Source organism: uncultured Fibrella sp., assembly GCF_964250085.1.
GTDB lineage: Bacteria > Bacteroidota > Bacteroidia > Cytophagales > Spirosomataceae > Fibrella.
Genome location: NZ_CAXUEC010000003.1, coordinates 647,100 through 668,200, shown reverse-complemented (window position 1 = coordinate 668,200; position 21,101 = coordinate 647,100). Strand labels below are relative to the sequence as shown.

The following is a 21,101-nucleotide window of genomic DNA, read 5'->3' as shown; positions in this document are numbered from 1 at the left end:
ACACGGCTGGTGCCATGTGCGACTCTATTCTTCGTCGAGGTAACGTTTTGTGATGGGTTGGTACGAGTCGATGCGGCGATCGCGGAAGTAGGGCCAGGTGGTTCGGTATTTTTCGCCCGCTTCCAGGTCAATTTCCTGAACGTGCACCACTTCCTGGTCGTGCGGGGCCAGGTAGAGCAGCGTACCAAACGGATTCGACACAAACGAGCCACCCCAGAACTGCTGATCGGCTTCGCGCCCAACCCGGTTGACCGATACCACGTGCAGGCCGTTGGCGATGGCGTGGCTCCGCTGAATGGTTTGCCAGGCGTTGTATTGCTCGGTATTCTGAGCGGGGTCGGGCTCGTTGGTGTCCCAGCCAATGGCGGTTGGGTAAACCAGAAAATCGGCGCCCATCAGGGCCGTGATGCGGGCCGCTTCGGGGTACCACTGATCCCAGCAGATAAGCACACCGATCCGGGCAAATTTGGTATCGAATACCTTGTAGCCCAGATCGCCGGGGGTGAAGTAGAACTTCTCGTAATAGCCCGGATCGTCGGGAATATGCATTTTCCGGTACTTACCCAGGTACGTTCCGTCGGCATCGAGTACGGCGGTGGTATTATGGTACAAGCCCTGCGCCCGCTTCTCGAACAGCGACGCCACAATGACCACGCCCAGTTCAGCCGCTAACGTACCCAGCCGGTTGGTGGTTGGGCCGGGAATAGCTTCGGCCAGGCTGAAATTATGGTGGTCTTCGACGTCGCAGAAGTAGAGCGAGGTAAATAATTCCTGCAAACAAACGACCTGAGCCCCTTTTTGGGCGGCTTCGCGAATGCGTTCTTCTGCTTTCTGAATGTTGGCTTCCACGTCAGCCACACAACTCATCTGGACCAGGCTAATATTAACTTTTTTCGACATAATAGCTGTAGCACCGTAGCTCCAGCTACGGACGTGTTGCCAATCAGGAAGACGATGCTGCCGTAGCTGGAGCTACGGTGTTATGTTGAAAACGGTAAATACGCCTGTCCTGTTCCGGTTCTTTTTGGCTTAAACCAGCAGGGCCTCTTCGGCGGTCTTTGCTTTATCGGCTCCAAAACCGGCCATTGCCTGCTCCATTGCCGCCACAATCTGTTCGTTCATCAGGTTGCCAATGCTCCCTTCGTGGGTGTGGTGCAGTTCGCGCGACGGCAGGTACGTATGCTCGGCGATTTCTTTTCCCACCGTGCGGTAGGCTTCGCGAAAAGGCACACCACTCAATACCAGTTCATTAACCCGTTCAACGCTGAACAGCAAATCGTATTTACTATCCTCCAGCAAGTTGGGCTTCACCTCGATATGTTCTAGCATGTAGGCCGTAATGTCGAGGCAGTCGAGCAGGTCGTCGAAGGCGGGCATCAGCACTTCTTTCAACAGTTGCATGTCGCGGTGGTAGCCCGATGGCAGGTTGCTCATCACCAGCGTTACCTCCATCGGCAGGGCTTTCAGGCGGTTGCATTTGCCCCGAAGCAACTCGGCCACGTCGGGATTTTTCTTATGCGGCATAATGCTGCTGCCCGTCGTGAGCGCGTCGGGAAGGGTCAAAAAAGCAAAATTCTGGCTGTTATACAGACACACATCCATCGCCAGGCGAGCCAGCGTTGTTGCCACGGCAGCCAGCGCGTTCAGGGCCGTTTGTTCAGTCTTCCCCCGGCTCATCTGTGCGTACACCACGTTGACGTGAAGCCCCTCGAAACCAAGTAGTTCGGTGGTTAGCGTACGGTTCAGCGGGAATGACGAGCCGTAACCCGCCCCGGAGCCAAGTGGGTTACGATTGGCAAATCGGTAGGCTGTTTGCAACGTCAGCATATCGTCGGAAAGTGCTTCGGCATACGCCCCAAACCACAACCCGAACGATGAGGGCATGGCAATCTGAAGGTGCGTGTAGCCAGGCAGCAAATCAGCCTTATGCTGCTCCGAGCGTTGAATAAGCCGGTCGAAGACACGGCGGGTTGCCTCGGCTACCCGCCACAGGCGCGACCGCGTGAATAACTTGAGATCGACCAGCACCTGATCATTGCGCGACCGGCCCGAATGAATCTTCTTGCCCACGTCGCCCAACGCCCGCGTCAGCATCAGCTCAACCTGCGAATGCACGTCTTCCACGTCATCCTCAATCACAAATTCACCCGACTGCGTTTGTGGGTAAATGCGTTTCAGTTCAGCGGCAAGCTGTTCATAATCAGAGGGAGACAGCAGACCAATGGTTTCGAGCATCTGCGCGTGGGCCAGGTTGCCCAACACATCGAACGGAGCCAGATGAAGGTCCATCTCCCGGTCGCGGCCAACGGTGAACCGGTCAATTTCTGCGGCGGTGGATACGCCTTCTTTTTGCCAAAGCTTTGCCAACGAGTGAACGAGTAAAGGAGCGACTGGTAGATCGCTCGTTATAATCCACAAAGGTCGCAAAGAAAGCCTGGGGTAAGCAAACAGATGATGAATAGATTTACCAAGCTGACTAGTGGGTCTTTTGCCAGATTTCTGTTTTCTCAGTGGCTTCCTTGAAAAAATCAGCACAGCGGCCATCGCCCCCCGCCCACCCTCCGCTCGGTGAACACAACGTCTGGCACGTATCATCATACAGGCGGTCGGGAAAGTCGCAGCAGTCGGAGAGCGCAAAATATACGTACCGATGCTGGTATTTGTAGCGCGTAATGGCTACAACACCTGGATAGGTAGTTGACGACTGCCCATTGTTCTGAATAATCGCCTGGATGCAAGCGGGAATGTCATTCGGCGTTGGCTCGTCCCGTTGGCAGGCCAGTAACAAGGATAGACCGATCAGAACGAAGTAAACTTTCATGGCAACATGTTTTGCCTGAAGATTCATACCCGTGTTGTTCAGTTGGAAGAGGGCCAAAAATAATTGGTTGGGCGTGTTAACGTGCTTGGGCTCTATAAAAGCGAATGAGATCAACAATCCATTTCATATGCGTTTCTATCCTTCCTAAACCCCACCTTATCTTTGCTGGTTGTTAGATAAAATGAAGCCAACTCCTATGCTGTACCCGCTGACGTTCACGCCTCTTTTCAAAGATAAAATTTGGGGCGGTCACAAGATCAAATCCATCCTTGGTAAAGACTTCCCAATAGGCCCCGACGGACCATTACCCAATTGTGGCGAAACATGGGAAATTTCGGGCGTTCCGGGTAATATATCCGTCGTGAAAGAAGGTGCGCTGGTCGGCGAGAGTTTACAGGCTGTGCTGGAAAAATTCGGTCCTGAACTGGTTGGTAAACACGTATATGAACGGTATGGCAACGAATTTCCGCTCCTTGTGAAGTTTATTGATGCCAATGACGACCTCAGTATTCAAGTACACCCGAATGACGAACTGGCCCGTCAGCGGCATAATAGTTTCGGCAAAACCGAGATGTGGTACATTATGCAGGCCGACCCCGGCGCTAAACTTAACTCGGGTTTCAACCGCGAGGTAACAAAGGAAGAATACGTAAAAGCCGTTGCCGACAATACCATCACCGACATATTGAACATCGAAGAGGCACAGCCCGGCGATGTGTTTTTCCTGCCCGCCGGCCGGGTGCATTATATCGGGAAAGGCCTGCTGCTGGCCGAAATTCAGCAAACGTCAGACGTCACGTACCGCATCTACGATTTCGACCGGAAAGACGATAAAGGCAATACCCGCGAGCTGCATACCGAACTTGCCGTTGACGCCATCGACTATACGTACCACGCTGATTACAAGACGCATTACGAGAAAAAGGTGAACGAGGGCGTCAACGCTGTAACGAGCGATTACTTTGTCACGAACGTACTCCGTTTCGATGAAGAAGTGCTCCATGACTATACCCACCTCGACTCATTCGTGATTCTGGTCTGTGTCGAAGGGTCGCTCACGATCCAGACAACAGGCGGTTATTCTGCCGCCCTGAAAATGGGCGAATGTGCCCTGATTCCTGCGTCTGTTACGTCTGTAACGCTTGTCCCCAATGGCAGCATGACGGTGCTCGAATCGTATGTGCCGTAGGGAAGGATTTAGGGTCTATAGCTGAGGATTACCGTTAAAAGTCGCTCTGCTAAGTCACCTATTGTGATTGGCAAAGCGACTTTTAACGGTAATCCTCAGCTGTAGACCTTGAACTGACACTTATGCATTCCCTGGCCATTCGCATCTACACAGAAACCAAACTGTGTTGCTATGGCTAATTTCGACGACATTCTTTTTGCGAACCGCAACCAGGCCTACGGGGCTTTCGCGTTGCGACAAGCCTACCGCCACACGCTAGGGCGGGCGCTGGTGCTGAGTACGTTAGTATTTATTGGCGCCTTGCAATTACCTGCGCTCTACAGTTGGGTAAAACCTGACAAGCAGGTGTTTATGCGAGAGCTTACGTTCGAAAACATTCCTCAAGAGAAGCAGCCCGACGAAAAAATCGTTGTGCCGCCAAAACAGGAAGTCGCACCAGCGGTTGCTACGGTGAAGAATACGATGCCCGACGTTGTAGCCGATGCGCCCGACGAAGCCCCACCCGTAGCGACGGTTGACGAACTGGAGAAAGCTACGTCCGGGCAAACAACGCAGGAAGGAACCGGCGACGTTGAACTGATCCTGGCTCCCGAGGCTTTAACAGGCCCCACGAAGGTTGAAAAAGCAATTGAAACGCCGGAAGTGAAAGACGATACCCCTTTCCTGACGGTGGAGCAAATGCCGGAGTTTCCGGGTGGACAAACGGCGTTGCGGGACTTTCTGCAACGTACCCTCCGCTACCCAACTGCGGCCAGCAGTGCGGGCGTGTCCGGTCGGGTAGCCGTTACGTTTACGGTCAACGCCGATGGTAGCCTCACGGATGTTCAGGTGCTGAAAGGACTCGGCTTCGGTACGGATGAAGAAGCCCTGCGTGTGCTGAAGGCCATGCCCCGCTGGAAACCCGGTCGCCAATCCGGTCGGCCGGTGCGGGTGCGATTTACCCTCCCGATTACGTTCACGCTGGAATAGACCTGTTGATGAATGGGGTGTCAGCGTCTGCAAACCGCTGACCCTCTATCGATCACTCGTGCTAGATTACATTTCCCCTTCGACACCCAGGCCGAATAGGGCAAAATCGTAGCGAACGGGATCGGTGGGATCGAACTCGCGGAGAACATCGGTCAGTGCGAGGGCTGCTTTCCAGTCTGTTTTTGGCGTTTCATCGTTCTTAAGTGCCAGCAGGCCAAGCTTACCCGCTACCCGGCCCACGTGCACGTCGATCGGGATGACCAGTTGATCGGGGCGGATACGTTGCCAAAGGCCAAAATCAACACCCGCGTTGTCGCGTCTGACCATCCAGCGGAGGAACATGTTCAGCCGTTTACAGCCTGAGTTACGGGCGGGCGTAGCAATGTGCTTCCGGGTACGTTCGGGGAAGAACAGTTCATGATCACCCGATTGCCCGCAAAACCGATCATGGAAAATTCGAAGATGGAGTTCTGTGGTCGCACTATCGGTGCCGCCGGGCGGCAGGAATGCGTCTTCCAGCGACTCGTGTTTCAGGTAATACTGCTTCAGGAAATGCAGGAAATACAGCGCATCGGTCGCGTTGAACGTCCGATGTTTGAATGCCAGAAACCGGCGAAGGTCCGAATCTTCATGATAACGGACAAAATCGTAGGGCACGCCCTCCATTAGCGTGATCAACTGGTTGGCTTTCTGTAGGATAACGGGCCGTTGCCCCCACGCCAGCACCGCCGCCCAGAAGCCCATGATCTCGATATCCTGTAGCCGGGTGAACCGATGCGGAATACTGATCGGGTCACGATCAATGAAGGAAGGCTGATTGTATTGGGTTGCTTTCTGCTCTAAAAAGTCACGCACAGAGACGTATGAATCAGGAAGTGGCATACAGATTATTTACAAAATGACCGGATAGGAAATACTGTGCGTGTAATCAGCAGGTATGCCTTATGTTTAGGGCATCTCATTCACACACATATGAAAAAAATACTATCAATTGATGGCGGCGGCATCCGGGGCATCATTCCGGGGCGTATCCTGGTAGAACTGGAGGCGAAGTTGCAGGTACGTACCCAGAATCCGCAAGCCCGCCTGGCTGATTTCTTCGATTTCTTTGCCGGCACTAGCACCGGCGGCATTTTAACCTGTCTGTATCTGTGTCCTGACAAAGCTGATCCGGCAAAATCACGGTTTTCAGCCCAGGAAGCCGTTGACCTGTACGTCAAAAAGGGAGGACAGATCTTTGATACAACAGTTTGGCACCGGATTCGTGCGGCCGGTGGCATATTAGAGGAAAAGTATGATGCCGCCCCACTGGAAAAACTGTTGAAACGGTACTTCGGCGATGTGCGTCTGAGTCAGCTTCGGAAACCCTGCATCATTCCGGCCTACGACATCAAACGGCGAGAAGCGCACTTCTTTGCCCAGCACGATTTTGCCAAAAAAGGCTCTGGTTCCGACTTTCTGATTCGCGATGTGGCGCGCGCTACCTCTGCAGCTCCAACTTACTTTGAAGTAGCCAGCATCGACTCGCTCAGTCACGTTTCGTACCCGTTGGTTGATGGGGGCGTGTTTGCCAACAACCCGGCATTGTGTGCGTATTCAGAGGTTCGCAATGCTAAAAAAGACCCCAAAGCGGCCGACATGATGATCCTGTCGATTGGCACGGGAAGCCAAAATCGGCCCTACGATTACGACGTAGCCAGGAACTGGGGACAGATTGGGTGGGTGCAGCCCGTGATTGACATTATGATGGCGGGCGCGGCCGAAACGACTGATTATCACCTTACCCGTATGTTTTCAGCGGTGAATCAGCCCGATCAATACATCCGCCTGCAACCGGCTAACCTGGGCGACGCCACGCCTGATATGGATAATGCCAGTGAGGAAAACATCAAGGCGTTGTTGCAGGTAGGCACCGAGACGGCGCAAAACTGCCATGCTGAGCTGGATCGTATTGTGGAGATGCTGGTTAAAGACGGTCCCGATCCCGTCTTATTTTGACGCTACTTCTCTCAGCTACAAATTACTTACTCCGCCCGCCGCTGGCGATCCAGGCTCCTGCCCGCGATACGCCCGACATGACCGCCAACAACGACGAGATGGCAAATGTGAATGTGGCAATGAACGGATAGGAGAGGATAAACAGCACGTTGAAGGTTTTAAACCCGGCTGAAGCTCTCATTTTTGCATCCCGTTCCTGATGCCGACGGGCCAACCGCTCTTCTTTCGTCTCCATAACTTCTGTCAATTCTACCTCACTACAGCGGTGCACCGCTATTCCTTAATTTGAATAACTCACTTCAGCCCGAAAACGCTGGCCATTAGGTGAAAGTTTCTCGAATGCCCGACCCGACAGGCGGATCAGTACCTGATTATTGATGCCCGTTTTGGGCAGTTTGCCGATCACTTTCACGTATAGGCTCTGGTTCGTAATGTCGTTACGTACCTGCACCAACGTACCTATCGGTGCCGACCGGTGCAGCGCCAGGTACTTGGCAGAGGCATCGTTTCCTTCGATCAAATCAGCAAACCCAATCTCTGACTTCATATTGGGTTTACGTGTGTTGGCGATGGGCTCGTTGTCTGATTTTGGTGCCGTTGCCTTGGGCTCGGTTGCTTTGGGTTCTGCTGATTTTTCAACTGGTTTAGACTCGGCGGGCTTTGTTTCAGTAGCCTTTGGTTTGGGTTTTGAGCCCGGCGTAGGAAGTGGGTCTGGCGTAATGATTGGCTTTGCTTCCAACTTAACAGGTTCTGGTTCAGACACTTTTACTGCTGGCTTGGCTTTGGCCGTATTTGCTATAGTGGCTCCGTCGTCGCCTTTTTTTGCGTCAAACGCCTTCTCAGACACGATTAGTGATTGCCCTACCTGGATCCCATCGGCACCCAGATTGTTCCAGCGGCGGATATCGGCCATCGTGACACTGTACCGAACGGCCAGGCTATAGAGCGTTTGGCCCGATTCAACAACATGAACCCCGTTGTTGGTAGTGTTGGCCGTGCGGGCGCCCGTTTTATCGGCTGCTTTTTCAGCTTTAGTCTGCTCTACTTTGGCAGGAACTTTCTCTGTTTTAGTAGCGGTTTTGGGCGCTTCGGCTTCTAAGGGATCCGTTTCTTTGGCGGCTTTCTGCTTCTCTTTTTCCTCTTTCTTCAGCGCCTTTTCGGCTTCCCGTTCTTCCCGACGCGATAAAGTAACCGTGGCAACGGGCACACGCAGTAGCTGATCGTATCGCAGGGAGTTGTCGGAGAGGTCTGGGTTAGCCGCTTTGATCGCGTCGACGGAGGAATTATACCGGCGTGCAACGGCGTAAAGCGTTTGGCCCTGATCGACCCGGTGAAGCACAAATCGTTTGCCATCTTTGCGTTCAACGCCCACAGAGTCAGCAGGAAAGGAGCAGGGAACGAGATTGGCAAAGCTGGCGTGGGCCAGGGCCAGGAGGGTGGGTAGAGCGAAGGTAACTAGGCGATTCATGGGATCTGAGCAGGCTGACGCACTCAAAATTGTCGCAGCCCTATAACGTAAAACTAAATAGAAAAGCGGGCATATTTGCAAGAAAACGCCTTTATGGACATTCTTGGTATTATTCCGGCCCGGTATGCGTCAACTCGATTTCCAGCCAAAGCGTTGGTCGATATTGATGGAAAAAGCATGATTCAGCGCGTATACGAACAGGCCCGGCAAGCTACTTCGCTCACTGCCGTAGTAGTGGCTACCGACGACGTTCGCATTTTCGATCATGTTCAGGCATTTGGTGGTCAGGTGGTTATGACCGGTACGCACCATCAAAGCGGCACCGACCGCTGCCAGGAAGTGGTTGAACAGCTTGGGGGTACGTACCCATACGTGGTCAACATCCAGGGCGACGAACCGTTCATTCAGCCCCGCCAAATCGACCTGCTCACGTCTGTTCTCGACGGCGTCACAGAACTGGCCACGCTTGTCAAGGCGATTACCGATTCGGCCATATTGATAAATCCTAACTCACCCAAAGTGGTGGTCAGTCAACTAGATGGCTCGTTGCGGGAAGCGCTCTATTTCAGTCGGCACCCGATTCCGTACCAGCGCGACCGGCCGGGCGATGTGGCCGCCTGGTTGCAGCATCACACGTACTGGAAACATATCGGCCTGTATGCCTACCGAACCGATATTCTGGCGCAGATTACTAAACTCCCACCTTCACCGCTGGAAAAAGCCGAAACGCTGGAACAACTCCGATGGCTCGAAAGCGGCTACCGCATCCGCGTGGTCGAAACAGACCTGGAAAGCTACGGTATCGATACCCCGGAAGACCTTTTGCAAGTAACAATGAACAAGAATCAATGAACACACGCGGGAACACGTATGCAACTGCCCATTAGTAACTGATATTTGTTCATTGATAAGATGCTTTTCCGAATTGCACCTACGCCTTCTGGATTTCTGCACCTCGGCAATGCCGTGAACTTTGTGCTGACCTGGCTGGCGGCGCGAGGGCGCGGTGCACCACTGTTGCTGCGGATCGATGACCTCGACGCCGACCGAAAACGCCCCGAATACGTTGACGATGTGTTTCGAACGCTGGATTTTCTGGGCCTGGATTACGATCTGGGGCCTGCTTCGCCCGATGATTTTGAGGCTCACTGGTCGCAACGGCACCGGATAGGCAGGTACGTTGATACACTCGAAGGGCTGCGGGCGTCAGGTACGTTGTATGCGTGTGGGCTGTCGCGCCGGGCGTTGCAGGCGCGTGGAGTAACGTACCCAGCCGAAGGGAGGGCACAGCAACGTTCACTGGACGAACCCGATGTTGCCTGGCGGTTTCGGGCTGAAGGAGACGGATCGGCCGATTTTGTGGTCCGTCGCCGCGACGGTTTACCCGCTTACCAGATTGCTTCCCTCACCGACGATCACGAATTCGGCGTAACGTACCTGATCCGTGGGCGGGACTTACAGGAATCGTCGGACCGGCAGCGGCAACTGGCCTCGGCACTTGGCTGGTCTGATTTTCTCGACGCACAGGTCTGGCATCATCCGGTTTTAATGGGCGAAAACGGCCAAAAACTATCGAAATCGGTGGGCGATGGGACGGTTGCCAATACATCGATCCGGGCTATGCGTGATCGGGGAACTGGTCCTGACCTGGTGTATGGGCAGGTGGCCCGGTTGTTGAACGCGCCCCCGGAAGCCGCTCACCGGTTAACTGACCTGCTGGCGTGGGGCGTTTCAGACAACTTATTTTCGCCTGTTGAAAGTGTTAAACTATCATAAAGACGAACTGCGTGAACAGACCGGGTCGTTAGAAGTTAATTAGTGGTAAGTTGGAGCAAGCCAGCAGTTATACGGCTGCGCGACCGGAACAGCCTCATTGACTGTCCAGCCTTACCTCATTCGCAATGCCTTTCCTGACTATAAGAAGTCTTATGCAAAATTACACTATACTCTGGGCCGACGATGAAATCGATCTGCTGAAGCCACACCTGCTTTTTCTAAAAAATAAAGGCTACGATGTGACACCCGTCAATTCAGGAGCCGATGCGCTGGACAAGGTGGAAAGCGAAAAATTTGACCTGGTGCTGCTCGACGAAATGATGCCGGGCATGACGGGCCTCGAAACGCTGGCGCAGATCAAACAGATGCGGCCCAACCTGCCCGTGGTGATGGTCACCAAGAGCGAAGAGGAGCATATCATGGAAGAGGCGATCGGTTCTAAAATAGCCGATTACCTGATTAAGCCCATCAATCCCAGCCAGTTACTGCTATCGCTGAAGAAAAATCTCGATAATAAACGCCTCGTTACCGAGCGGACCAATATTGGTTATCAGCAGGATTTTCGGAACCTGGCTATGCAGTTTGGCGACCGCATGGATCACAACGAATGGGCTGATGTGTACAAAAAATTGATTTATTGGGAGCTTGAACTCGACAGCGCGCAGGATAACAGTATGATCGAGGTGCTGAATATGCAGAAAAGCGAAGCCAATTCGAATTTTTGCAAATTCATCATCGAGAACTACGAAGACTGGCTCAACGACCCAAAGATCGACAAGCCAATCATGTCGAATCAGTTGATGCGCAAAAAGGTGTTCCCGTTACTGAACACGACCGAAACCGGTCCGCCGAGCGCGCCGCTGTTCTTCATTCTTGTCGACAACCTGCGGTACGACCAATGGAAGGTCATAGAACCGATCATTGCTGATTTCTTCACCGTTCAGGAGGAGTCGTCGTATTATTCTATTCTGCCCACGACCACTAGTTTCGCCCGTAACTCGATTTTTTCGGGACTGATGCCTAGCGAAATGGAAAAGCAGCACCCGGATATCTGGGTCAATGACGACAACGAAGAAGCGGGGCTGAACAACCACGAAGACGAATTTTTGAAACGCCAGCTCGACAAAGCGCGGGTAAACATCAAAACGTCATACAACAAGATTCTGAATGTAGGGCAGGGGAAAGCGTTAGTTGATAACGTAAGCAACCTGATGCAGAACCAGTTGAACGTGGTAGTTTACAACTTCGTTGACATGCTTAGTCACGCCCGTACCGACATGGCGATGATCAAGGAACTGGCCCCCGACGAAGCGGGCTACCGCAGCCTGACCCGGTCGTGGTTCCTGCACTCGCCGCTGTTCGAGCTGATTAAGAAGATTGCCGATAAAGGTGGCCGCCTGGTCATCACCACCGATCACGGGATGATTCGGGTGCAGAAACCGGCCAAAATTGTTGGTTACCGCGAAACCAACACAAACCTGCGTTACAAGCAGGGCAAAAACCTTGGCTTCGACGAGGATCACCTCTACGTGGCTCGTAAGCCAGAGCGTTTGTTCCTGCCCAAGCCCAACGTGTCGACCGCCTACGTGTTCACGACGGAGTATTATTTCTTTGCCTACCCGAACAACTACAACTACTACGTCAACTATTACCGCGATACGTTCCAGCATGGCGGCGTCTCGCTCGAAGAGGTCATTATTCCCTTCGTGTACCTGACGCCGAAGAAATAGTAACGTACCTGAATGCAACAAAAATGCCCGTTACAGATCGTAGCGGGCATTTTTTGTAGGTACGTTCGATTGAGGTTATTAGTTAACTATTCCTGATTGTAATCGCTCAAGCTGGGCAAACGCCTGGTTGTCGGCCTTATTCCTTTCGATGAGGTGCGTCCTCATCTGTTTTGTCATGCTTTCCGGAAACCGGCGGAGAATAACGTCGGGGTTATCGAGTTGGGCCAACTGTCGGTCGAACGAGCGCTGACGGACTGGTTTATACAGTCGCAGGTTTTTGCCCGCCAGTTGTACCAATTGTCTGAACTGTTGAGCGGGTACGTGCGGCTGAATAGCTGTTAAGGCGTTTGCCTGCGTGCCAAAGTCATACGACCCAGACTCGATCAGTTCACGTGCGAAGTAGGCAACTAACGGGTAATCACGGCTGGTTATCACTCCATACTTATTCAGCAGAATACGCGGATACAACTGCCTGAAAACAGCAAGTACAGGTTCGCCCGTATGGTCGGTAATGAACTGTTTGTAAAGCTGTACCGCTTCGTCAGATGAAATAGTCGGATCGAGATTTGGTTGAGGAACTGGAATCGGATCAAGTTTCATTAACTGGGCCTGAAACGCATATGTCTGTTCGGCACAGTTTGGCGTGACCGGAAGTAGGCTATTGCAATATGAGGAGGCGTTGATGAACACATCCGAGAGTGATTTTCTGATCTCGATTCGCGTTGCCCCCGCGAATCGAGGACTGGTTTCTTCCAACACATCGACCTGCTGATGCGTACAGGCAAGGCTTGCCATCGTGATGGCGGCAGCGTAGATGATCTGTTTCATGATGCGTTTTTTTTTACAGATGCCAGACCCTGGGACATTCCACAAAAGAGGTACTAATTTAATCGGTAAGTGCCTCCTGCCATTGAGTAAGCTGTGTAATGGTGGCCGAAATCTGGGAGTGTTCGTATTGCTCCACAAGCCGTCGGTGTGATGCCGTCAGGTACGTATCGGGGTCAGAAGGAGAAAACTCTGCTGGATTCAGGGCAATCAGCGAGTTTAGGCGGGTAACCTCTTTTTGCTGACGTTTAGCTTCGTTTTTTGCCGACTCAAGTGTGCTGTCGACAAGCTTTGCGTATTGATCGGTAGGAATATGTCCCTTTAATAGTGGTAAAAGCCTGGTTCTAAGCGGAAAGTCGAGCGCATTTGACTTGGCCATTTCGGTAGCGAAATACGCAATTAAGCCGTAATCGTTACTCTCTATAATGCCGTACTTAGTCAGCAGAATGCGTGGATAAAGTTGCTGAAATACGGCCAGCAACGGTTCCCCTTTGTGGGCGTTGACAAACTCTTTATACAATACCGTTGCTTTTTCAGCCGAAATCGGTTTGGCGGAATCCGATTGGGGTACGGGAATGGGGTTCAGGTCATTCAATTTGTGTTGGAGGTGATCGAGCTCAACAACACAATCTACGGCTTGTTCAGACTGGCAGAAGGCCGCTGTGTTAACCCAAATGTCGGAGAGAGACCGGCGTAAGGTACCATCCTCACCAAGCATCTTGCTGTTTACCATGCGTAGCAACTCTTCCTCTGAAAAGAATTGCTGACGGAACTCACAGGCAATAGTACTTATAGACAGAAAAAGGAGTAGAAAGAAGCGGTACATGAAGATGGCCAGATAGTTGACCAAATATAAATAAACGTTTATGGCAAAAAAGAACCTACCTAAACCATTCCAGTTGATGGCGTCAAACCGGAAGGGTTCAGGTACGTTCTTTTTGGGTATGGCATGCCAGAAACTACAAACTGCCTGCTGTTTCAAACAGCGGCGCGTAATCATCCGATAATGTACCGGCGACCTTACGGAGTTCGGCGGCGGTTACCATCTGACCTAATAACTCCGCGAACTGATGCGTGTACCGTTTGCCGGTTTCTTCATCAACACCCGCCCGGTCGGCTACGCGTTCATAAAATTCAGTTAGCTTGAACCGTTGCCCCTGATCGCGGTCCTCTGGACCAATTTCGCGGATGATATCGAGGAGTTGAGCGGGTAATTGCGCACCGAGGTTGTCGGCTGCGTTACCGGCAAGGTGGTCGGTTAAGGTGTGCAGGAAGGCCCGGCTAATCGTTAATACTTCGGTTTCGGTTGTAACGCCAAGCTGCTCTTTGGCAGCGTGAACAAATTCAGGATACTGCATAATGTTGGTCGACTTAGTAGGTTGTAAATCTATCAACCCATCATTATGCAAAGGGTTTGCCTATTGGGCATAAAAAAGCCCATCAGCAATTCAGGCTGATGGGCTTTTTCGGGTACGTACCTGGCTTACGCCAGGCGGTTAATGCAGTTAAGGTCTTCGAACGCCGTTTTCAACCGGGCAATCATCGACTCCTCGCCTTTACGCAGCCACACACGGGGATCGTAATATTTCTTGTTTGGCGAATCTGGTCCTTCGGGGTTACCCAACTGCGATTGCAGGTACCCTTCTTTCGATTTGTAGTAGTTGAGCACACCTTCCCAGGTAGACCACTGCACGTCGGTGTCGATGTTCATCTTCACGGCACCGTACTGAATCGCCTCACGGATTTCGGCGCGGGTTGATCCCGAACCACCGTGGAAAACAAAGTTTACGGGCAGGGGACCCGTGCCAAACTGCTCAACGATATAGTCCTGTGAGTTTTTCAGGATAATCGGCGACAGTTTCACGTTACCGGGCTTGTATACGCCATGCACGTTACCAAACGCAGCGGCAATCGTGAAATTAGGCGAAATCTTGCTTAGGTGCTCATACGCATAGGCCACTTCCGAAGGCTGCGTGTACAATTTCGAGTCATCAACGTCTGAATTGTCAACGCCATCTTCTTCACCACCGGTTACGCCCAGTTCGATTTCTAGGGTCATGCCCATCTTGGCCATCCGCTCGAAGTATTTGCACGAAATCTCGATGTTTTCTTCGATTGGCTCTTCCGACAAGTCGAGCATGTGCGAAGAATACAGGGGCTTACCCGTCTGATCGAAATGCTTTTCTGAGGCTGTCAGCAGACCATCGATCCAGGGAAGCAATTTTTTGGCGCAGTGGTCGGTGTGCAGAATAACGGGCACGCCGTATAGCTCAGCGATATTGTGAATATGCAGGGCGCCCGACACAGAACCCGCAATGGCAGCCTTTTGACCTTCGTTCGAGAGCGCTTTGCCTGCGTAGAAAATGCCGCCGCCGTTCGAGAACTGAATGATAACTGGCGAGTTCACGGCTTTTGCCGTTTCCAGCACGGCGTTGACCGAATTGGTACCAACCACGTTGACTGCCGGTAGGGCATAGTCATTTTCATTTGCGTGGCGGAAAATTTCAGAAACACCATCGCCTGTGATAACACCTGGCGAAAAACGGGTGGCTACTTCGCTCATAGAAGAGATTTTTTGAACTTTAAAAAGAAAAAATTATGTCAAAGGTAGCAGTGATAAAGTGCAGGCTTTTCAGCACCGCAAAGTACAATGTATAGCCTGATAAATTGCCACTCGGGCAGGGCATGAGTACGTAACACGGACTTGAGTCCGTTTTCGCAACTTAAAAACGGACTCAAGTCCGTGTTACAACTTCCGGTTGCCCATTTCGGGCTGCGGGCGTAGCCAGTGTACATCCAGCATGGCCAATGGGCGCGCCATGTACTCGCGGATGAGTGTCCGTAGCGAGTAGCCGTCGGGTACGTCCTGCGCGGCAAACGCTACAGCATTAATGCCTTCATGGTTACCGATATATAGCGCTCTGGCATTATGGAAGTTCTGCGAGATAATAGTGATATGATGCTGCTTGAACACGTCTTTGCACCGAAGAATGGAATCGAACGTGCGGTAACCAGCGTAATCGGGAATCATAACATCGGACGGAACTCCCAGCTTGAGCAGCGCTTTCTCCATATCTTCCGGCTCGTTGTAGTACTCGGAATCGTTGTTGCCGCTCAGAATCAGGTACTTTACTTTCCCTTCTTTCCACAGCCGGGCCGTAGCTTCCATCCGGTAGCGGAAAAACAGATTCTCTTTACCGCCCTTCACAAACCGGCTGGTGCCCAGTACCAAACCTACATCGTTGGCAGGCAGGCGTTGCACATCGAAATAAATCTGTGACCTGGTGCTCGACACAACCCACCAGTTGCAAAGCAGCACAACCAGGGTTCCGCCAAATGCCAGCCCGATTCCAACCTTTACCACACGCTTCCAGGCCCGCATCGACAGGCGATGCGAGAGGCGGCGGCGAGCCGCGGCGCGGTCGATATGACGGGCGGTAATCATTATCTTTAGTTCAACGTCTAACGTTTAATGTCCAAGAGGTAGCAACCCGGTTTGTGCCAGTAGACATTGGACGTTAGACGTTGAACTTAGTTAAAACAAACCTAACTGAACAGCGACTTCGGTTTCTTCCTCAACGGTGCTTTTGTCGATAGACGGCAATTTGGGGGCGTCAACGACTAATTCGACCGCTTTGGGAGCAAGAAGTTTCGCTTCCTTCACTTTAAAATACGGCAATTTAGTGCCAAGCGCTTTCCACCCCCGAACATCGCTTGCTTCGGCGGGCTCAAGTACTGCCTTTTCCAGCGGACCACGATCTTTTAGCTGGTACTGAACCTCAATACGCGGTAACGCATCGGTTGTTGCACTGAACAGCTTGGATCCTTTTATCTCGCCAATAAAACTGAATTTCTTGTCGATCGTCGTAGTCTCGATTTTGAAGCGCTTCACATAATACAGTTTCTGAGCCGCTTCGTAATACAGGGCAGAAACCACCGTTTCGGGGTCGTATTTCTGAAGCACCAGCACGTCAGACGGTTCGTATCGGTTAGTAAGGTCAAAACTGGTCAATTCATACTCACCATTTTTGTACACCACCAGGATGCTGTCTTTCGCATCGAAGTTACCCAGCAGCCTGCCCCGTTCGTCGCGGTTGAGGCGGCCCAGATGATCGTCGTACCAGATATCGGTACCGCCCAGGGTAGATGAACCCGCTGATTTTTGCACAATCTTCCGGACCGAATACTTGGTCAGGATATTGCCCTGCGCCGACCGGTTTTTGATACCGATACTGGCAAAATCAAAGTCGAACTGCTTCAGTTTAGCGGCGCTTTGGGCCGTCAGGCTCACCGTGATCACTTCGGCTTCCCCGTTATCGTTGGCGGTGAAGTAGGTAATCTTCGATTTTGGGTTGCCCATCGTCAGGTCATACTCCCGGTCGCGGGTGACGGCGGTGATTGGAAACCGTTTCGCCATCGAAATCCCGGACTTGCCATCGAGGTAAACCAGGTTATAGACCTTCCGTTCGTCGTTTTTCTTGAACACCGACGCATAGAGGATGTCTTTTCCGACGAATGTTTTCTCCTGAATCTTGGTGACCAGGCACTTGCCATCCCGCCGGAAAATGATCACGTCATCAATGTCGGAACAGTCGCTGACGAACTCGTCTTTTTTCAGGCCATAGCCAATGAAACCGCCTTCCCGGTCAACATACAATTTCTGGTTGGCCGCGGCCACCACATTGGCGGCAATGGTGTTGAACGCCCGGATTTCGGTGCGGCGTTCGCGGCCTTTGCCGTACTTCTTCTGTAGATCCTTGAAGTAGTTGACGGCATAACGCGTCAGGTTGGCGAGGTTATCTTCTACCTCGGCCAGTTCCTGCTCCAGCCGCCGCATCAGTTCATCGGCCTTAAAGCCGTCATATTTCGAGATGCGCTTGATCCGTATTTCGGTCAGCCGGATCAGGTCATCCTGCGTGATGTCGCGGTAGAACAGCTTCTTATGCGGCTTCAGGCCCTTGTCGATGGTCTCGAGCACTGCCTCGAAGGTTTCGCACTCCTCGATTTTCCGGTAAATGCGGTTTTCGATAAAGATCTTTTCCAGCGACGCGTACAGTTGCTTCTCCATCAACTCGCCCCGGCGAATGGCCAGTTCCTGCTTCAGCAAGGCTACTGTTTGCTGGGTATTGTATTTCAGGATCTCCGATACGCTGACGAAATGCGGCTTGTCGCCAATGATAACGCAGGCGTTGGGGGAGATGCTTACTTCACAATCGGTAAAGGCGTAGAGTGCATCGATGGTCACGTCGGGCGAGACGCCGGGTTGCAAATGCACCACGATCTCGACATCCTTGGCCGTGTTATCGACCACGGCGGCAATGTTCTTACCGGGCGATTTAATGCGGATCTTACCCAGTTCGGCCGCTTTTACGATCGAATCGCAGAGCGAGGTCGTGGTGACCCCATACGGTACATCGCGAATGGCGAGCGTCTTCTTGTCAATCTCTTCAATCCGGGCACGTACCCGGACTTTGCCGCCCCGATGCCCATCGTTATAATTGCTGACGTCGATGTAGCCGCCCGTCTGAAAGTCGGGAAAAAGGGCGAATGGTTTGTCTTTCAGAATGGCGATCGACGCCTCAATGATTTCATTGAAGTTGTGCGGGAGAATCTTGGTCGACAGGCCAACGGCGATCCCGTCTACGCCCATCGCCAGCAACAGCGGAAACTTGACGGGAAGGGTTACGGGTTCTTTCTTACGACCGTCGTACGAAAGCTGCCACTCGGTGGTATCGTTATTGAAGACAACATCGGCCCCGAACTTGGAGAGACGTACCTCAATGTAGCGGGCTGCCGCTGCTCCGTCGCCGGTGCGCACATCGCCCCAGCTTCCCTGGGTATCAAAAACGAGTTCTTTCTGCCCAATGTTGACCAGGGCTTCGTTGATCGATGCATCACCGTGGGGGTGGTATTGCATCGTTTGTCCGATCACGTTGGCTACCTTGTTGAAGCGGCCATCGTCCATTTCTTTCAGGGCGTGCAGAATCCGGCGTTGAACGGGTTTCAGTCCGTCTTCAATAGCGGGTACGGCACGCTCCAGAATAACATAGGAGGCGTAATCGAGAAAATACGTTTCGTAGAGGCCCGATACCACGGTTTGGTCGTGGAGGACCGCTTCGGTTTCATGAGTGTTTGTTGTTGTGTCGTCAGACGGTTCCTGATGTTCGTCGTTCACCATGTAGCAGCGGAGGTGTTAAAAATACCCAGACAAACCTATAACAGGTATGTTGGTGGGGTGGCGTATTCTGGCAGTTTGTTTACCCCTAAAGATACAAAAAAACGGCCATAAATCCACGTAGGGGCCTGATTTGTCCGTTTATGATTTCATTGCCCAGCCAACCCGGCAGTCTTTTCCGTTGGGCTGTTTCGTTCGGCAAAAGGGCGCTTAACAGGAGATTAATTTTATATCTTTTGCCATAGAGCAAGTAGTGAATATGATTACTATTTGCCAATTTCGTAGCACCGTAACTACATACATCTTTCATGAATAATCCCTACGTAGCATTGCTCCGCATAGCGTGGCAGTATGCTCGTAACCAGAAAGGGCGATACCTCGGCGTATACGTCCTGTTCATCTGCGCCAATCTCGTAGGCGCAGCGCATCCCCTTCTCTTTGGCTGGTTTGTCGACCACATTCAGCGCGATGCTGGCGCGGTCCTGCCCGTGACCCTGCAATACGGCGGCTTGTTTCTGGGACTGAAACTCCTGGAATGGGCGTTTCATGGCCCGGCCCGCGTGATGGAGCGGCAACTGGCTTTTGATGTGAGCCGCAACTTTTTGCAGGAGCTTTACAACCAGACGCTTCACCTGCCCGTCTCCTGGCATAAGCACCACCATAGCGGGGCCACCATCAACCGGATCAACAAAGCATACGTAGCGTTGAAATCGTTTTTCCAGAATGGATTTACGTACCTGCACGTTGTAGCCAAGTTCACGCTTTCGTTCGGGGCCATGCTCTATTTTGCTCCCGTGTATGGCACGGTTGGGCTGGCATTGGGTGTGTTTACCGTCTGGATCATCCGCCGATTCGACAAGCCTTTCGTGAAAGCCCTCGAAGAAACCAACGAGCGCGAACACAGCATGGCTTCGTCGCTGTTCGATAGCCTGTCGAACATCGTCACGGTGATTACGTTGCGGCTGGAAAGTCGCATGCAGGAACGGTTGCTGGACAAAGTATCGGCCATTCGGGTGCCGTTTCAACGAGAAATCAGGATCAACGAGTGGAAGTGGTTCGTAGCCACCATGATGATCGCCGTTGTCTACATTGTCATCACGGTCGGGTACGTTCATGAACACCACGTACCTGGCTCGGTGTTCTACGTGGGTGGCCTGGTAACGCTGCTCGGGTACGTAAACCAGTTCACCAGCGTATTTAGCGATGTGGCCTGGCAGTACACCCAGATCGTGCAATACAATACCGACGTGCAAACGGCCCGGACCATTGGCGACACATTCCGTCAGCATCGTGGGTTGGCAAATCCTGAAGCGGTAGTACTGCCCGAACGCTGGCAAACGCTGGCGATTCAGGGTCTGTCATTCGCTCATTCGGCCAGCAATATACCTGTCGACGAAACCGAGTCGGGTGCGTTACCACGTAAACCTGCCTCACTCAGGAACCTGTCGGTGCAGATCGAGCGGGGTAAGCGAATTGCGCTGATCGGGGAAAGTGGCTCCGGCAAAAGCACGTTATTAACCCTGCTGCGGGGATTATACGCGCCAGCAGAAGGGGTACAGTGGTCGGTTGATGGCGATGGGCAACATGACTGGTCGGCGATTGGCAACACCGTGACGTTATTACCGCAGGAACCGGAGATTTTCGAGAACACCGTGGCGTATAACATTACGCTGGGATTGCCTTTTCCTGACGAGGAAGTGGATGAGGTCTGTCGCCTGGCTCACTTCGCCGATGTGATCCGGCAGTTACCCAACGGCCTCGATACACCGATTCAGGAAAAAGGTGTGAACCTCTCCGGCGGTCAGAAACAGCGGTTGGCGTTAGCGCGGGGTATTCTGGCCGCCCGCGAAAGCGATATCGTGCTCATGGATGAACCTACCAGCAGCGTAGACCCGAAAACGGAGTATCATATATACCATAATCTTCTGGGTGCCTTTGCCGACAAGGCGGTGATTTCGTCACTGCACCGCCTGCATCTGCTCCCCATGTTCGATTATATCTACATCATGCGGGATGGCGTCATTGTTGATGAGGGAGCCTTCGTTGAGCTTCGTCAGCGCTCGGTTATCTTTCAGGAGATGTGGCGGCATCAGTCCGACGCGGTGAACCGGGTTCGCGAGAATGTGGCGGTTGTGGACTAACCCGATACT

At 52.4% G+C, this 21,101-nt stretch carries 19 protein-coding genes; 7 read left to right on the top strand and 12 right to left on the bottom strand.

Translation table 11 applies throughout. From position 1 onward, the window contains the following. Positions 1–24 precede the first annotated feature (24 nt). The 3 genes from ACFE8Q_RS12260 to ACFE8Q_RS12250 all read right to left on the bottom strand — a co-directional run bounded on the left by ACFE8Q_RS12260 (position 25) and on the right by ACFE8Q_RS12250 (position 2,848). Complete coding sequence (locus tag ACFE8Q_RS12260; protein WP_375445684.1) at positions 25–900, bottom strand: carbon-nitrogen hydrolase; 876 nt, start codon at positions 898–900, stop codon at positions 25–27. Between the two features lie 129 nt (positions 901–1,029). After that, on the bottom strand, positions 1,030–2,289 hold the full coding sequence (gene argH, locus ACFE8Q_RS12255; protein WP_375445960.1) for an argininosuccinate lyase: 1,260 nt from the start codon (positions 2,287–2,289) through the stop codon (positions 1,030–1,032). A gap of 187 nt (positions 2,290–2,476) precedes the next feature. Further along, positions 2,477–2,848 carry a DUF6970 domain-containing protein gene (locus tag ACFE8Q_RS12250; RefSeq protein ID WP_375445683.1) on the bottom strand — a complete coding sequence of 124 codons (372 nt, stop codon included), beginning with the start codon at positions 2,846–2,848 and terminating at the stop codon, positions 2,477–2,479. A 169-nt stretch (positions 2,849–3,017) separates the two neighbouring features. Here ACFE8Q_RS12250 and ACFE8Q_RS12245 point away from each other — a divergent pair, with 169 nt between their 5' ends. Both ACFE8Q_RS12245 and ACFE8Q_RS12240 read left to right on the top strand, forming a co-directional pair. After that, the gene (locus tag ACFE8Q_RS12245) at positions 3,018–4,010 is read left to right on the top strand and encodes a type I phosphomannose isomerase catalytic subunit (protein ID WP_375445959.1); all 993 of its coding nucleotides are present in this window, start codon (positions 3,018–3,020) and stop codon (positions 4,008–4,010) included. Between the two features lie 171 nt (positions 4,011–4,181). Beyond that, complete coding sequence (locus ACFE8Q_RS12240) at positions 4,182–4,979, top strand: energy transducer TonB (protein WP_375445682.1); 798 nt, start codon at positions 4,182–4,184, stop codon at positions 4,977–4,979. Between the two features lie 66 nt (positions 4,980–5,045). Here the strand turns inward: ACFE8Q_RS12240 and ACFE8Q_RS12235 are convergent, their stop codons facing one another. After that, positions 5,046–5,861 (bottom strand): TIGR02757 family protein, encoded by an 816-nt coding sequence (locus ACFE8Q_RS12235; protein ID WP_375445681.1) that lies wholly within the window; start codon positions 5,859–5,861, stop codon positions 5,046–5,048. Positions 5,862–5,951: 90 nt separating this feature from the next. On the opposite strand from ACFE8Q_RS12235, the gene ACFE8Q_RS12230 reads away from it, so the two are divergent. Then, positions 5,952–6,977 (top strand): patatin-like phospholipase family protein, encoded by a 1,026-nt coding sequence (locus ACFE8Q_RS12230; protein ID WP_375445680.1) that lies wholly within the window; start codon positions 5,952–5,954, stop codon positions 6,975–6,977. Between the two features lie 22 nt (positions 6,978–6,999). Here ACFE8Q_RS12230 and ACFE8Q_RS12225 read toward each other — a convergent pair whose 3' ends face one another. After that, a complete protein-coding gene (locus ACFE8Q_RS12225) occupies positions 7,000–7,212 on the bottom strand; it encodes a hypothetical protein (RefSeq protein WP_375445679.1) in 213 nt (70 codons plus the stop codon). A 45-nt stretch (positions 7,213–7,257) separates the two neighbouring features. Continuing rightward, positions 7,258–8,445, bottom strand: coding sequence for a LysM peptidoglycan-binding domain-containing protein (locus ACFE8Q_RS12220; RefSeq protein WP_375445678.1), 1,188 nt, complete (start codon positions 8,443–8,445; stop codon positions 7,258–7,260). Positions 8,446–8,538: 93 nt separating this feature from the next. Between ACFE8Q_RS12220 and kdsB the strand changes: the two genes are divergently transcribed. The 3 genes from kdsB to ACFE8Q_RS12205 all read left to right on the top strand — a co-directional run bounded on the left by kdsB (position 8,539) and on the right by ACFE8Q_RS12205 (position 11,951). Then, complete coding sequence (gene kdsB / locus ACFE8Q_RS12215; protein WP_375445677.1) at positions 8,539–9,297, top strand: 3-deoxy-manno-octulosonate cytidylyltransferase; 759 nt, start codon at positions 8,539–8,541, stop codon at positions 9,295–9,297. Between the two features lie 60 nt (positions 9,298–9,357). After that, on the top strand, positions 9,358–10,221 hold the full coding sequence (locus ACFE8Q_RS12210) for a glutamate--tRNA ligase family protein (RefSeq protein WP_375445676.1): 864 nt from the start codon (positions 9,358–9,360) through the stop codon (positions 10,219–10,221). A gap of 152 nt (positions 10,222–10,373) precedes the next feature. Continuing rightward, the gene (locus tag ACFE8Q_RS12205; RefSeq protein WP_375445675.1) at positions 10,374–11,951 is read left to right on the top strand and encodes a PglZ domain-containing protein; all 1,578 of its coding nucleotides are present in this window, start codon (positions 10,374–10,376) and stop codon (positions 11,949–11,951) included. Between the two features lie 78 nt (positions 11,952–12,029). Here the strand turns inward: ACFE8Q_RS12205 and ACFE8Q_RS12200 are convergent, their stop codons facing one another. The 6 genes from ACFE8Q_RS12200 to ACFE8Q_RS12175 form a co-directional block, all read right to left on the bottom strand. Beyond that, entirely contained in the window at positions 12,030–12,779 is a 750-nt protein-coding gene (locus ACFE8Q_RS12200) for a hypothetical protein (protein WP_375445674.1), read from the bottom strand. A gap of 58 nt (positions 12,780–12,837) precedes the next feature. Then, complete coding sequence (locus ACFE8Q_RS12195; protein WP_375445673.1) at positions 12,838–13,602, bottom strand: hypothetical protein; 765 nt, start codon at positions 13,600–13,602, stop codon at positions 12,838–12,840. A 133-nt stretch (positions 13,603–13,735) separates the two neighbouring features. Beyond that, positions 13,736–14,134, bottom strand: a complete 399-nt coding sequence (locus tag ACFE8Q_RS12190; RefSeq protein ID WP_375445672.1) for a DUF2267 domain-containing protein — start codon at positions 14,132–14,134, stop codon at positions 13,736–13,738. A gap of 125 nt (positions 14,135–14,259) precedes the next feature. Continuing rightward, positions 14,260–15,339 (bottom strand): class II fructose-bisphosphate aldolase, encoded by a 1,080-nt coding sequence (gene fbaA / locus ACFE8Q_RS12185; RefSeq protein WP_375445671.1) that lies wholly within the window; start codon positions 15,337–15,339, stop codon positions 14,260–14,262. Between the two features lie 183 nt (positions 15,340–15,522). Continuing rightward, positions 15,523–16,158, bottom strand: coding sequence for a vancomycin high temperature exclusion protein (locus ACFE8Q_RS12180; protein WP_375445958.1), 636 nt, complete (start codon positions 16,156–16,158; stop codon positions 15,523–15,525). Between the two features lie 153 nt (positions 16,159–16,311). Continuing rightward, a complete protein-coding gene (locus tag ACFE8Q_RS12175; RefSeq protein ID WP_375445670.1) occupies positions 16,312–18,954 on the bottom strand; it encodes a DNA gyrase/topoisomerase IV subunit A in 2,643 nt (880 codons plus the stop codon). Between the two features lie 305 nt (positions 18,955–19,259). Here ACFE8Q_RS12175 and ACFE8Q_RS12170 point away from each other — a divergent pair, with 305 nt between their 5' ends. After that, positions 19,260–21,092, top strand: a complete 1,833-nt coding sequence (locus ACFE8Q_RS12170; RefSeq protein WP_375445669.1) for an ABC transporter ATP-binding protein — start codon at positions 19,260–19,262, stop codon at positions 21,090–21,092. Positions 21,093–21,101 lie beyond the last annotated feature (9 nt).